General features: G+C 43.3%; 15 protein-coding genes. 9 read left to right on the forward strand and 6 right to left on the reverse strand.

Annotated features, from left to right (window positions below; genetic code table 11):
* Nucleotides 1-225 precede the first annotated feature (225 nt).
* Complete coding sequence (ribH, locus tag HDC91_RS12490; protein ID WP_183552647.1) at nucleotides 226-723, reverse strand: 6,7-dimethyl-8-ribityllumazine synthase; 498 nt, start codon at nucleotides 721-723, stop codon at nucleotides 226-228.
* Nucleotides 724-864: 141 nt separating this feature from the next.
* On the reverse strand, nucleotides 865-1539 hold the full coding sequence (locus HDC91_RS12495) for a tol-pal system YbgF family protein (protein WP_162430727.1): 675 nt from the start codon (nucleotides 1537-1539) through the stop codon (nucleotides 865-867).
* Nucleotides 1540-1758: 219 nt separating this feature from the next.
* On the opposite strand from HDC91_RS12495, the gene HDC91_RS12500 reads away from it, so the two are divergent.
* On the forward strand, nucleotides 1759-2859 hold the full coding sequence (locus HDC91_RS12500; protein ID WP_183552649.1) for a DNA replication/repair protein RecF: 1101 nt from the start codon (nucleotides 1759-1761) through the stop codon (nucleotides 2857-2859).
* A complete protein-coding gene (locus HDC91_RS12505) occupies nucleotides 2852-3142 on the forward strand; it encodes a DUF721 domain-containing protein (protein ID WP_162430725.1) in 291 nt (96 codons plus the stop codon). The genes HDC91_RS12500 and HDC91_RS12505 overlap by 8 nt, the downstream gene beginning before the upstream one ends.
* Nucleotide 3143: 1 nt before the next feature.
* Here HDC91_RS12505 and HDC91_RS12510 read toward each other — a convergent pair whose 3' ends face one another.
* Both HDC91_RS12510 and HDC91_RS12515 read right to left on the reverse strand, forming a co-directional pair.
* Nucleotides 3144-3344: a hypothetical protein gene (locus HDC91_RS12510; RefSeq protein ID WP_183552651.1), complete on the reverse strand. Its 201-nt coding sequence runs from the start codon at nucleotides 3342-3344 to the stop codon at nucleotides 3144-3146.
* Nucleotides 3345-3487: 143 nt separating this feature from the next.
* Nucleotides 3488-3907, reverse strand: a complete 420-nt coding sequence (locus HDC91_RS12515) for a nucleoside-diphosphate kinase (RefSeq protein WP_162430723.1) — start codon at nucleotides 3905-3907, stop codon at nucleotides 3488-3490.
* A gap of 126 nt (nucleotides 3908-4033) precedes the next feature.
* Here HDC91_RS12515 and HDC91_RS12520 point away from each other — a divergent pair, with 126 nt between their 5' ends.
* From HDC91_RS12520 to HDC91_RS12545, 6 genes are all read left to right on the forward strand, one after another.
* On the forward strand, nucleotides 4034-5044 hold the full coding sequence (locus tag HDC91_RS12520) for a bifunctional oligoribonuclease/PAP phosphatase NrnA (RefSeq protein WP_183552652.1): 1011 nt from the start codon (nucleotides 4034-4036) through the stop codon (nucleotides 5042-5044).
* 14 nt (nucleotides 5045-5058) lie between these two features.
* Nucleotides 5059-6021: an FKBP-type peptidyl-prolyl cis-trans isomerase gene (locus HDC91_RS12525; RefSeq protein ID WP_183552654.1), complete on the forward strand. Its 963-nt coding sequence runs from the start codon at nucleotides 5059-5061 to the stop codon at nucleotides 6019-6021.
* 141 nt (nucleotides 6022-6162) lie between these two features.
* Nucleotides 6163-7161, forward strand: a complete 999-nt coding sequence (locus HDC91_RS12530) for an FKBP-type peptidyl-prolyl cis-trans isomerase (protein WP_183552656.1) — start codon at nucleotides 6163-6165, stop codon at nucleotides 7159-7161.
* Nucleotides 7162-7209: 48 nt separating this feature from the next.
* Complete coding sequence (locus HDC91_RS12535; protein ID WP_183552658.1) at nucleotides 7210-7977, forward strand: TatD family hydrolase; 768 nt, start codon at nucleotides 7210-7212, stop codon at nucleotides 7975-7977.
* A gap of 37 nt (nucleotides 7978-8014) precedes the next feature.
* Nucleotides 8015-9034 carry an asparaginase gene (locus HDC91_RS12540; protein ID WP_162430718.1) on the forward strand — a complete coding sequence of 340 codons (1020 nt, stop codon included), beginning with the start codon at nucleotides 8015-8017 and terminating at the stop codon, nucleotides 9032-9034.
* 165 nt (nucleotides 9035-9199) lie between these two features.
* Entirely contained in the window at nucleotides 9200-9499 is a 300-nt protein-coding gene (locus HDC91_RS12545) for a GIY-YIG nuclease family protein (RefSeq protein WP_183553482.1), read from the forward strand.
* A gap of 365 nt (nucleotides 9500-9864) precedes the next feature.
* Here the strand turns inward: HDC91_RS12545 and HDC91_RS12550 are convergent, their stop codons facing one another.
* Together HDC91_RS12550 and HDC91_RS12555 are read right to left on the reverse strand one after the other, a co-directional pair.
* On the reverse strand, nucleotides 9865-10575 hold the full coding sequence (locus HDC91_RS12550) for a LytTR family DNA-binding domain-containing protein (RefSeq protein ID WP_183552660.1): 711 nt from the start codon (nucleotides 10573-10575) through the stop codon (nucleotides 9865-9867).
* The gene (locus HDC91_RS12555) at nucleotides 10572-11594 is read right to left on the reverse strand and encodes a sensor histidine kinase (RefSeq protein WP_183552662.1); all 1023 of its coding nucleotides are present in this window, start codon (nucleotides 11592-11594) and stop codon (nucleotides 10572-10574) included. The genes HDC91_RS12550 and HDC91_RS12555 overlap by 4 nt, the downstream gene beginning before the upstream one ends.
* 244 nt (nucleotides 11595-11838) lie before the next feature.
* Here HDC91_RS12555 and HDC91_RS12560 point away from each other — a divergent pair, with 244 nt between their 5' ends.
* Nucleotides 11839-12654, forward strand: coding sequence for a hypothetical protein (locus tag HDC91_RS12560; RefSeq protein WP_183552664.1), 816 nt, complete (start codon nucleotides 11839-11841; stop codon nucleotides 12652-12654).
* The last annotated feature ends 37 nt before the right edge of the window (nucleotides 12655-12691 follow it).

A 12691-nucleotide genomic window follows, 5' to 3' on the forward strand; every position in this document is an offset into this window, starting at 1 on the left:
AAAATAAAGTAATGCGCCTGTTCAAACGTAAAAACAGTGTAAAACCGCTTTTAGTTTTTAGCTAAAGGCAATAAAATGACAAATGAATGTTAACGGTGGTTGGGGTACGAACCGTATGCAGGGCATAATTTGTTTGAGCACGAGGCCATTGTGCCTAATGCCAACGTGATAACTGCAATGTATAATATCTTTTTCATCTGCTTTAAACTTACTATTTATACGGGTTTAACCAATTAAAGTTTCGTTCAGTTTAGCCATCTTAATGGCTGTTACCGCGGCCTCATCGCCTTTGTTACCATGTTTACCGCCGGCCCTGTCAATGGCTTGCTGCTGGTTATCAGTGGTTAATACCCCAAATATAACAGGTTTTGAATATTTTATGGCAACATTGGTTACACCATTTGCAACAGCGGCGCAAATAAAATCAAAATGGCGGGTTTCGCCCTGTATTACGCAGCCCAGGGTTATTACGGCGTCGAGTTTTTTGTTTTTAAGCAACAATTCGGCGCCCGTGGTTAATTCAAAACTGCCGGGAACCGGATACGAGTGAATATTTTCGGGCCTGGCGCCATATTTTACAAGGCTGTTGTAAGCGCCCCGGTATAGCGCGTTGGTAATTTCGGCGTTCCACTCGGCAACTACAATACCAAAGCTATAGCCTTCGGCCGACGGTATTTCGCCCGCGGTTGAAAAATCAGACAGGTTTTTTAGTTGCGTAGCCATGGTTTGATTTCGGATTTTAGATATACAATTTCGGATTTGCTGTTAACTAAAAAGTCCGATTCCTAATTTATCCGGTGAATATAGTTACTCATAGGATAAATCCGAAATCGAACTTTCGAAATCCGATAATAGGTTAATTAATTACTTCGCTTCGGCGCGGGCTATATATTCGTCAATATTTTGTGCTTCCGCGCTGTCAAAATAATCAGTTTTGATCTTTTTATAAGTATCAACAGCCGACTTGTAATCTTTCTTTGCTTCGTAAACCAAGCCAAGCTTCTTTAGATAAAAAGGCGAAAGAAATTTATTGCTTGCTTTATCGGCGGCTTTTTTAAAGTAGGTTTCGGCTTTATCGTAATCTTTCAGTTCAACGTAAGCGTCGCCGGTACTGCCCAGCGCTTCGGCGGCCACCATGTTGTCGTCGCCGCGGTAGTTGGTCAGGTTATCAATAGCCTGGCGGTATTCGCCTTTGTTTAAATAAGCGGTACCTAAATAAAAATAGGCAAGGTTAGCAACTTTTGTGTTGCTGTAGTCAGTTATTATCTTTTTGAAGCCGGGGTAACCGTTATCGCCATTAATGGCTTTATCCCAGTCCTTATTAGCCCAAAAATCCTGCGCTACATGCATTTGGTTTGCTGCGGTAACTTCCCTTGGTGCAAGGTATAATTTAAGGTATGCTACGTAAATAACAATCATTACAACAATAGCTGCTGCAATAAATATTAAGCTTTTTTGGTTCTCCTGAACAAAACTACCGCCTTTTACAACATTGTTTTTAGTTGCAGTAGTATTCGACTTCACCTCGGTTGCTGACATCTGTATTTTAAAATTAAGTGTGCAAAAATACGGTTTTCAATCCTTTTAGCAAATTTAAATTTTGAGGTTGTTAAGGAGAAAGGACTGAATGACAAAAGATAAAGGAAGGCTACTCTTACAAATGCGATACTTTGCATCCCTACCCTGATAAATAGCAATACCAATGAACAAATAAACCAATGAACTAATGAACTAAACAACTAAATTTGCTTTCCGCTTATGTACCTGCAGCAACTCTCGTTTATCAACTTTAAAAATTACGCCGAAGCCGAGGTTTCGCTGGCCGAGGGCGTTAACGCATTTGTAGGTAATAATGGCGCAGGAAAAACCAATCTGCTTGATGCGGTGCACTACCTGTCGCTTTGCAAGAGCTATTTTAATCCTATCGATAGCCAGCAGATAAAGCAGGGTGCCGATTTTTTTATGATCAACGGCATCTTTAAAAAGAACGGCCACAAAGAAGTTGTTGCCTGCGGGGTTAAGCGCAACCAGAAAAAGCAATTTAAACGAAATAAAAAAGACTATCAGCGCCTGGCCGATCATATCGGGCTGCTGCCGCTGGTAATGATATCGCCTTATGATATCAGCATTATTATAGAGGGCAGCGAGGAACGCCGCAAATTTATAGACAATGTAATATCGCAAACCGACCATAATTATCTTGATGAACTGATCGCCTATAATAAGGTTTTGGTTAACCGTAACTCGCTGCTGAAGCAAATTGCAGATACCGGCCGGTACGACCCTGAACTGCTTGCTGTGTTTGATGAGCAGTTAACCGCATCCGGGAAACGCATATTTGAAAAACGCCGGGCTTTTATGGAGGTATTCACCGGGATATTTAACCGGCATTACCAGTTCATAAGCGAGGATGCCGAGCAGGTAGAACTGGTGTATGAATCGCAGTTATTGCGCGACGATTTTACCGCACTGCTTAATAAAGCCATAGAGCGTGACAGGGCGCTTGAACGTACCACAACCGGCATACATAAGGACGACCTGCTGTTTAATATTCACGGTATGGCCATGAAAAAATTTGGTTCGCAGGGGCAGCAAAAGTCCTTTTTGATAGCACTTAAGCTTGCCCAGTACACCTTCCTTACCCAAAAAAACGGCTTTAAGCCCCTGCTGCTGTTGGATGATATTTTTGACAAGCTTGATGATAACCGCATTACCAAACTAATGCAAATGGTATCTAACAACGATTTTGGGCAGGTATTGATAACCGATACCAGTACAAGCCGTGTAAAAGGAATATTTGATAGTATAAAGGTAAGCGTTAAACTATTTAAAGTAACGGAGGGTAGCATTGATGCGTAAGGCTAACGATAAATCGCTTAAAGAGGCCATTGAGCAAATGCTGAACGTTTACAAAATAAAGCGACGTTTTGACGAAACCGCCATAGTAAGCGCCTGGCCGCAACTGGTAGGCAAATCTGTTGCTAACCGTACAAAAGAACTGTTTATACGGGATAAGAAATTGTTTTTGCGGATAGAGTCGTCGGTAATTAAAAATGAGCTGGTAATGATGCGTAACCAGATAATTCAAAAAATTAATGATGATGCAAAAACGGAGCTGGTTACAGAGATCGTGTTCCTGTAAATTATCGTCCGCGCGAAAGGCGTAAACGGTGGCTCACCTTGCGGAAGCTATCGTCCATTATTTGCGAGAAGGCAAGCAGAAAAATACCGGGGAATATAAACGCGAATTGTGCTTCGGGATGGTTCCTGAAAATATCCATTGAAGTAACAATGATAGTAACCATTATTACTGAATAAATAAGATATTTAAATAGCGATTTCATTGGAACCCGTTAATTAGCTGCGCATTATGCGCTTAAAGGTAAAGATAGTTTAATACTTTAATTAAACAATAAAAAATATTAAAAAAGCCATTTGTGCATTACGATTATAATGTACAAATGGCTTTTCTTGCTCATGCAGGCGGTTAAAACCTTTCGAAGGCCGAGAAAAAGAAGTTAGCCTCGATTTCGGCGTTCTCGTCAGAGTCTGACCCATGCACCGCGTTGGCATCAATTGATTTGGCAAACAGGTTGCGTATAGTGCCTTTTTCAGCCTTAGCAGGGTCGGTGGCGCCAATCAGCTTGCGGAAATCTTCTATCGCGTTATCCTTTTCAAGTATAGCCGCTACAATAGGGCCCGATGACATAAAGTTAACCAGGTCTTTAAAAAAGCCGCGCTCGGCGTGTACCGCGTAAAACTCGCCGGCCTTTGCCTCTGATAACGAAGTGTATTTAAGCGCAGTTATTTTAAAGCCCGCTTTGGTTATCTGATCTAAAATAGCGCCTATATGCCCGTTAGCTACTGCATCGGGCTTTATCATTGTAAAAGTTTTGTTATTTGCCATTGTAATATGCTTTGTATTTAAAGAGGCGCAAAAGTAGCGTTTTATAACTGAAACTTAAAGCTTTTGCTATAAATATGATACACGTATTTAATTAATTTACTTAGCTTTGCAGCTCTTTAAAAATTGATGTTGGATTTAGCTTCGCTTACTGAACTTTTAAGTCAGCCACGTAAAATAGTAATTACTACCCATCATAAGCCCGATGGCGATGCCATGGGCTCATCGTTAGGGCTGTATAATTACTTTATACAGCAAGGCCATCATACCAGGGTAATTACCCCGACAGACTACCCTGACTTTTTAACATGGATGCCGGGTAACGGAGAGGTGATCATTTACACAGAGAACACAGAACTGTCAGCAAGGCTTATTGCCGATGCGGAACTTATTTTTTGTGTGGATTTTAACAGCCTTACCCGTATCAACGATATGGGGGTGCTGGTGGGCAACAGCGGCGCCTGTAAAGTGATGATTGACCATCACCTTGAACCCGAAGACTTTGACGATTACCGCCACTGGGATATCAATGCCTGTGCTGCCGCCCAGCTGGTTTATACTTTTATTACCGATAAGCTGCAAAATAAAGCGCTTATAAATAAGGATGTGGCTACCTGCCTGTACACCGGTATCATGACCGATTCGGCATCTTTCCGCTTGCCAAATACAACATCAGCCGTACACCGCATTGTTGCCGACCTGATAGATGCAGGCGCGAATAACTCGCGTATACACGAGCTGGTCTACAACAGCGCCTCAGAGAACCGATTACGCTTTTTGGGCCATTGCCTTGCCAATTGTTTAGAAATACTGCCCGAATACAACACCGCTATAATAGCCGTTAATAAAAACGATATTGCAATGTTTAACGTAAATACCGGTGATACCGAAGGCATTGTTAACTATGCCTTATCAATTGCCAGGATACATTTAGCGGCGTTTATTGTAGAGCGTGCCGATAAGGTTAAAATATCGTTACGCTCAAAAGCGGAGTTTCCGGCTAACGAGATATGTAAAAAGTATTTTAACGGGGGCGGCCACCGTAACGCCGCAGGCGGCCAGTCTGACGAACCGCTTGAGGCGACCATCGCAAAATTTAAATCGATATTACCAGAATATAAAACCCTTTTAATACAATAGAATTAAACAAACAAATGAGAAAGAACTTAACGATCATAGCCATTGCAGCATTAGGGCTTGCAAGCTGTAAAGGTGGGTTTAAGCAAACCGAAGGCGGCCTATTGTACAATATCCGTACAGATAAATCTGGCCCAACCGTTAAACCGGGCGATTTTATCAGCCTTAACCTAACCTTAAAAAACGAAGGCGACTCAGTATTGGGCAGCACTTACGAACAAGGCCGCCCTGCACCGCAAATAGTTGAAAAAACAACCCGCAAGGGCGATGTAACATCGGTTTTCCCGTTACTGAGCGAAGGCGACAGCGTTACCGTAAAGGTTAACATCGATTCAACCTTTAAAAAGGGTGGCCCAAGGCCTCCGGGTTTAAAAGGAAAATACATCATCTACGAAATTAAAGTTGAAAAGGTAATTGCAAGAGGCAACACAACCGAAGCCGTTTTTAACGCGCACATTACCGATTACTTTAAGGCACAGGCCGATCAGATGAAAAAACAAGAACCGGCCAAGATTAAAAAATACGTTGAAGAAAAAAAGCTGAACGTTAAAACCACCCCTTCGGGTTTACAGTACCAGATCACCCAGCAGGGATCGGGCCCGATGCTGGTTGTTGGCGACACCGCTGTAGTAAACTATACCGGATCGTTAGTTGACGGGAAAGTTTTTGATACCAGCATTAAAGAAGAGGCGATGAAAAACAAAAGAATATTTAACCCCAACCGTAAATACGAGCCCTTTAAGTTCCCTGTAGGTGCTGGTGCCGTTATCCGTGGTTGGGACGAAGGTTTCCAGCTGTTGAACAAAGGCAGTAAAGCCACCTTTGTTATCCCGTCTGAACTGGGTTGGGGCGAACAAGGCTCGCAAGGTATGATACCTGCCTTTGCACCTGTTATTTTCACTGTAGAGGTTTTAGATATTATTAAGCCAAACCCTAACGCGCCAAAGCCTGTTCAACCAACAGTGCCGGCACTTAGATAATTTTATAAAAAATTTATAGCCTTCCGGGATACATCCGGGAGGCTTTTTTATGTCATGAAACCATTACAAGCTGCAGCTCAAAAAAAACTATTTGAACATAGCGTGTGATAGCTTCATCGCCAAAAAAAAACAATAATCCTGATGAAAAATACTTTTTATTTAGCTTTTTTATTGTCGTTGTTCAGCATTGCTGCCCGCGCACAGTACAAACAAACCACCTCTGGCTTACAGTACCAGATCATTAGCAATACCCCGGGCGAAAAGATAAAACAAAACGACATTATTACCTTCCAGGCTGTACAATGCACCGATAAAGATTCGGTATTGTTTAGCACCTATCAGCAGGGCCAGCCGGTAAAGGCGCAAGTGCGCCCGTCTGCCAACGTAGCCGACCTGATGGATATATTCCCGCTATTGGCTGTTAATGATAGCGCCGTTGTTAAGGTACCGGTTGACTCGGTATTTAAGGGCCACGAAACAGAAATGCCACCGATATTTAAAAAAGGCGGCAACATTGTTTTTAAGCTGAAAATATTACAGGTGCAAACTTTAGAAGAAGCTATGGCCGAGCGCAATGCCGCTATGGCAAAGATGAAAGCCGAAGGCGAAAAACTGAAAGCTGCCGAGGCAGCTAAACTGGTAGGCTACATTAACAGCAACAAAATAGTAGCTAAAACCACCCCATCCGGTTTAAGGTACGTTATTAAACAGGCAGGCAATAAGCCTAAACCGCTTAAAGGCGATACGATTTATGTAAACTATACCGGCCGCACCCTTGAAGGTAAGATGTTTGACAGCAGCATTGAAGCCGATGCGAAAGCCGGCGGTTTAAACCAGCCCGGGCGCCCTTACGAGCCTATTAGCTTTGCATTAGGTACCGGCAGGGTTATACCAGGCTGGGACGAGGCTTTCCTGCTGATGAACGAAGGCTCAAAGGCAAAACTGATCATCCCTTCCGCGCTGGCTTATGGCGAGTATGGCTCGGGTGCCGACATCCCCCCTTATGCACCTTTAGTGTTTGATGTAGAACTTGTAAAAGTAGTAAGGGTAAAGCATCCCGCCACAATACCTGCTGCCAAAGCGCCGTTAAAGAAAAAAACAGCGGCGAAAAAGCGGACAGCAGTTAAAAAGAAAAATTAATTTTAATTGAAAAGCCTTCTGCAAAGAAGGCTTTTTTAATTTTGTGCCATGGTGTTAACCGATACACATACCCATTTATATTACGAAACTGATACTGACAAGCGGGCGCAAATGATGCAGCGTTGCCTGGAAAATAATATTGGGCGCTTGTTTTTGCCCAATGTAGATTCGGCGTCGGTACCTATGATGTTCGATCTGGTGAAAACTTACCCCGATGCCTGTTACCCCATGCTCGGCCTGCACCCGTGCTCGGTAAAGGATGAGTGGGAAGAGGAACTGGCGGCAATACAACCGGCCTTGCATCAGCATAAAATATATGCTATTGGCGAAATCGGGATAGACCTTTACTGGGACAAAACCTTTTTAACCCAACAGGTACAGGCTTTTAAATTGCAGATACAATGGGCTAAAACTTTAAAACTGCCCATAGTGATACATTGCCGGGATGCCTTTGATGAAGTTTACCAGGTATTGCGTAACGAGCACGACGAAAACCTGCGCGGTATATTCCACTGCTTTACAGGTACGCTTGAGCAGGCAAATAAAATTATCGATCTGGGCTTTTACCTTGGTATTGGCGGCGTGGTCACCTATAAAAATGCCGGGTTGGATAAGATATTACCGCAAATTGACCTGAAGCATGTGGTTTTAGAAACCGATTCTCCGTACCTTACGCCTGTTCCGTACCGGGGTAAACCCAATGAAAGCGCTTACCTGATCTATGTGGCGCAAAAGGTGGCGGAACTGTATCAGATATCCGTTGAAGATGTGGCCCGCATAACCACCGAAAATTCAGAAAAGATATTTGGTGTTTAGATCAAAGATTATATTAATAGCATAAACCTGACCCAAAATGAGCCAGATACTGATCATCTATACCGGTGGTACAATAGGTATGATGAGCGACCCTGTTACAAAAACGTTGGTACCCATCAACTTTGAGCAGATAATGGATAATGTACCCGAACTGGAAAAGCTTAATTGCAAGATTAAGGTGCACTCGTTCGAGCATATTATCGACTCATCAAACATGAACCCCGTTATATGGGCCGAACTTGCCGCGCTTATAGAAGCCAATTACGATACTGTTGATGGCTTTGTGATACTGCATGGTTCTGATACCATGGCATTTACCGCCTCGGCCCTAAGTTTTATGCTGCAAAATTTGAACAAGCCGGTAATTTTTACAGGATCGCAGTTACCTATCAGCGCGGTACGTACCGATGCCAAAGAAAACCTGATGACGGCCATTGAAATTGCCAAGGCGAAAAAGAACGACAAGGCACGCGTACCCGAAGTTTGCATTTATTTTGATTACAAACTGTTTCGGGGTAACCGCGCGTTCAAATATAACTCATCAAAATTCGAGGCCTTCCGCTCGCCCAATTACCCTATATTGGCCGAATCGGGCGTGCACCTGCGTTTCAGCATAAACGATATCCGCCCGCCGGGCGAGGGCCCGCTTAACGTTCATAACAAGTTGGTGAGCGATGTTGCTGTACTAAAACTGTACCCGGGGATCAGTCCGAAGGTAGTAGAGACCATTTTGAGTGCAGACGTACGCGGCATAGTAATGGAGACCTTTGGCGCGGGTAACACTACTACCGACCAGTGGTTTATCGATCTGCTTGAAGCCGCCATCGATAGCGGGAAAGTGATCCTGGATATTTCGCAATGCAAGGTAGGTACGGTTGAACTGGGACGATACGAAACCAGCAAGCAGTTAAAAGATATTGGCGTAGCCAACGGTTATGATATGACCTATGAAGCTGCCGTTACCAAAATGATGTACCTGCTGGGCGAGATAGACGACCCTAAAGAGGTAAAGCGCTGCCTGGAGAAGGATCTGAGAGGCGAATTAACGGAATCGTAGGCCGTTTAATAACGCAGCCACGTCATCCCTACACCACTACGTCATTGCGAGGAACGAAGCAATCTTCTTCAGGACAGTGGGCGATGTGCGATTGGATTAAGGTACTTCCCGTCATTGCGAGGAACGAAGCAATCTCTTTAGGACAATTAAACATGTAATATGGTTATGCAAAGAGGCGGTTGTGTGTACATCATGACTAACAAGCAAAATGTAGTTTTTTACACTGGGGTAACCTCCGATTTGATGGGTAGGGTTTGGGACCATAAAAACAAAACCTACCCTGACAGTTTTACTTCAAGATATAATTGCCATAAACTCGTTTATCACTACTTCTACTCGCATATTGAAGAAGCGATTGCGGCTGAAAAACTGATTAAAGGCGGAAGTCGCCAAAGCAAGATAGATTTAGTCAATTCTATAAATCCCGGATGGAACGATTTATATAATGATCTGCTAAATGAATAATTAGCACGCGGTAAGTGCTTAAAGAGATTGCTTCGTTCCTCGCAATGACGGTATTATTTGATTGAATTTGGCGTCAACTAACCCACTCCGTCACATCATTGCGAGGTACGAAGCAATCTTCTTTAGAACAATTAAATTATACGATATGGTTATGCAAAGAGGCGGTTGATAGCTGCGTTCTTTGCAATGGCGGTCCTGTCTTGCTTTCGGTATTTGTGTATTAATTTTTGTCGAACCGTTGGTGACACTGTTTTGTCAGTACCTAAAAATTAAAACGCCTGATTATCAAGCGTTCACGTGTGTTCACGGTGTTCACGTGGCGCGAACGTGAACACTAAGGACCCCAAGCAGGGCCGGGTAGCCCTCTAAAATATCCTCTGCCGTATCACCGCCATAAAACCCTCCCTGAACTTTTCGCTTACGGGGATCTGCTTATCACCGATGTAAACGTGGTTATCCTGTATCTTGCTTAAGCGTTTGGTATTTACAATGTATGAATTATGCACCCGCACAAAAGGCTGGGGCAGCTGCATTTCTACCTCTTTTAAACGGCGGTATATCAGCAGTTCTTCGGTCGCCGTAACCAGGCGCACATATTCCTTTTCACCCTCAAAGTACAATACCTCGTCCAGCAATATTTTACGCAGCGTTTTGCCCGATTTTACAAAAAAGTAATCATCCTCCGGCTTGTTCTCGCTTTTTTCTATCACCGTATGTTTGCTAAAAGCGGCCTCAATTTTCTGTGTGGCGGCCAAAAAGCGTTTAAGCGTTATGGGTTTCAGCAAATAATCAATGGTTTGGAAGGCGTAGCTATCAGCAGCGTGCTCTGCGTAAGCGGTGGTAAAAACAATTTTCGTTTCTTTAGGCAGCAATCCGGCCAGTTCCATGCCTGTTAGGTGGGGCATGTTGATGTCCAGAAAAATAAAATCTACCGTATGTTTCTTTAAAAATTCTATCGCCTCCAGCGCGTTGTAGCATTTGCCAAAAAGCTGCCATTGCGTGGTTTGCCCTATCAGCACTTCCAGCAGGCTAACCGCGTTTGGCTCGTCGTCGATAATGATGCAGCTTAAGTTCATGCCAGCGGGATATTTAATTGCGCAATGTAAATATCGCCTTTATTTTCAACCCGCAGCTCAAAATCCGTTTGGTAAAGCAGCACTAACCGTTTCCGTAAATTCTGAATACCAAACCCCGTGGATAAAGCAGTTAACGGCTTATCCGGAATGGTGTTGGTAGTGGTAAACTGCAGCCGGCCATTTCGCTGTAGCAATGTTATATTTACCTTATTATGGCTGCTGCTTTTATCGATACCATGCTTAAAAATATTTTCGACAAAGGTCATCAGCAGCATGGGCGGCAGGGTTAACGACATGTCGCAATCTTTGGTAAAGGTGATATCTACATCGTAACGGATGCGGATATTTTCAAGCGCGATATAATTTTCAAGAAATTGAACTTCGTTCGCAAGACTAACCTCCTGCCTGGGGCTTTCATCAACAAAATAGCGCATAATGTCCGACAGCTTCTCGATCAGTGCTGCCGTTCGCGGCGATTCAAGATAAGCTTCGTAATAGATATTATTCAGGGTATTAAACAAAAAGTGTGGCTGCACCTGCGATTTCAGGAGGTTTAATTCGGCCTGCGTTTTTTGGATAAGGATATCTTCTGATTGTTGTTTTAACTTGAAATAGGCAAGCGCTATCCTGAAAATAAAACTGAGCATAAATATCAGCAGCCCCGCTATAACAAAGCTCATGATGGCTTCAAATTTCATCTTGGTGGGGTGCCCCATGGCAAAAAACGCGTTGTATATATATAATGACAGATAGGCACGCAGCGCACCGGTTACCAGCAGTAATACAATAACCGCCAAAATATAAAGCGCTAACCTGCCTGTTTGATATAATTTCGGGAAAAGCCACAAAATGTTGCCATAAATTATAGCCGCATAAAAAAGCGTATTTATCAGCGCAAAAACAGTCGACTGCCCTACGCCATCCATGGGCAGCAGCGAAAACAGCACAATAAAAAATACGAAGATCCAAACCATCCACTGCTGTTGCCGGATGTTTGGCTTCCATTTAAACAATTGCATGTTTAAAAGTACAAAGCTTTTTGATAGATGTGTACCCGTTTAAACCATATGCCATGTTTATTAAACCATCGCCGGTAAAGTTTAAATGAAACGGACATCGGGATGAATAAACAAGCGATTGCGCATTTATTGAATAAATCGCCCTGCCTGCTAAATAAATATTAGCTTATATTGAAATAGTTTGAGCTGATGCCGTGTAAGATGCAGTTTTAAGGTAATTATGAAAACCGTAAACATACAAACCATGAGATCACTATCACCTATAAGCGCCGCTTTGACAGCCGCACTTGTCACATTGTTTTTTTCGGCTCAACCCAGACGTGCGCTTGCGCAAGTAGATACCATCCGCCTGAAAGACCACCGCCTTAACACTGCGACACTGAAGCCCGGCATGCGCCAGTACCTGGTGTACTTTCAAATGCCCAAAAGCCCTAAAACGTTAAGGTATTGGCTTTGGCTGCGCGATACAAAAATAGAAACCCGCAATGGCGAAAAGGTATTTGTCACTACACAACACTGGTATGGCAGCGATACCATGAGCTACCGTACGGGATATTCGGTAAACAGGGTAAAAGATTTTTCGCCGGTTTACCATAGTGAAACTGTTGGAGGTAAACTTGGTGCTTACAACTGGGATGCTGATAAAATAAAGGGGGCGGATACAGTAACATTAAATACCAAAAAAGATTTCGCTCTGAACTTTACTGAGGCCAATTTTAACTGGAACCTGGATATAGAAACATTTGAAATGCTGCCTCTCGCTGCCGGTAAAACCTTCGCCATAAATTTTTACGATGCCGGTTTTGGCAAACCTGAGTATATTATATACAAAGTTACCGGCAGTGAAGTGATAAGCACTTTGGATAACCAAAAAGTTGACTGCTGGAAACTGGTGAACGAAGCCGAACACAATGGTCAAAAATCGGTAGAAACATTTTGGATCAGCAAAAAGAACCACGAATTTTTAAAAGAAGAGGATAGCTTTGGCGGCATGTACCGTTACAAGGTTAAGATGCCCGGCGCTGCCGCTAACCTGCTACAGAGGTTTGCAGGGAGATAACTACTGAGTTTGTCATGCTAAAGGATAACGGGGAATT

Source organism: Mucilaginibacter sp. AK015, from assembly GCF_014200785.1.
Taxonomy (GTDB): Bacteria; Bacteroidota; Bacteroidia; order Sphingobacteriales; family Sphingobacteriaceae; genus Mucilaginibacter.

Bases quoted from the DNA above. Each gene is read 5' to 3' on its own strand.
- ribH (WP_183552647.1), bottom strand. From the start codon at position 723: ATGGCTACGCAACTAAAAAACCTGTCTGATTTTTCAACCGCGGGCGAA.
- HDC91_RS12540 (WP_162430718.1), top strand. From the start codon at position 8,015: ATGAGCCAGATACTGATCATCTATACCGGTGGTACAATAGGTATGATG.
- HDC91_RS12525 (WP_183552654.1), top strand. From the start codon at position 5,059: ATGAGAAAGAACTTAACGATCATAGCCATTGCAGCATTAGGGCTTGCA.
- HDC91_RS12545 (WP_183553482.1), top strand. From the start codon at position 9,200: ATGCAAAGAGGCGGTTGTGTGTACATCATGACTAACAAGCAAAATGTA.
- HDC91_RS12535 (WP_183552658.1), top strand. From the start codon at position 7,210: ATGGTGTTAACCGATACACATACCCATTTATATTACGAAACTGATACT.
- HDC91_RS12500 (WP_183552649.1), top strand. From the start codon at position 1,759: ATGTACCTGCAGCAACTCTCGTTTATCAACTTTAAAAATTACGCCGAA.
- HDC91_RS12520 (WP_183552652.1), top strand. From the start codon at position 4,034: ATGTTGGATTTAGCTTCGCTTACTGAACTTTTAAGTCAGCCACGTAAA.
- HDC91_RS12495 (WP_162430727.1), bottom strand. From the start codon at position 1,539: ATGTCAGCAACCGAGGTGAAGTCGAATACTACTGCAACTAAAAACAAT.
- HDC91_RS12555 (WP_183552662.1), bottom strand. From the start codon at position 11,594: ATGCAATTGTTTAAATGGAAGCCAAACATCCGGCAACAGCAGTGGATG.
- HDC91_RS12530 (WP_183552656.1), top strand. From the start codon at position 6,163: ATGAAAAATACTTTTTATTTAGCTTTTTTATTGTCGTTGTTCAGCATT.
- HDC91_RS12505 (WP_162430725.1), top strand. From the start codon at position 2,852: ATGCGTAAGGCTAACGATAAATCGCTTAAAGAGGCCATTGAGCAAATG.
- HDC91_RS12515 (WP_162430723.1), bottom strand. From the start codon at position 3,907: ATGGCAAATAACAAAACTTTTACAATGATAAAGCCCGATGCAGTAGCT.
- HDC91_RS12550 (WP_183552660.1), bottom strand. From the start codon at position 10,575: ATGAACTTAAGCTGCATCATTATCGACGACGAGCCAAACGCGGTTAGC.
- HDC91_RS12510 (WP_183552651.1), bottom strand. From the start codon at position 3,344: ATGAAATCGCTATTTAAATATCTTATTTATTCAGTAATAATGGTTACT.
- HDC91_RS12560 (WP_183552664.1), top strand. From the start codon at position 11,839: ATGAGATCACTATCACCTATAAGCGCCGCTTTGACAGCCGCACTTGTC.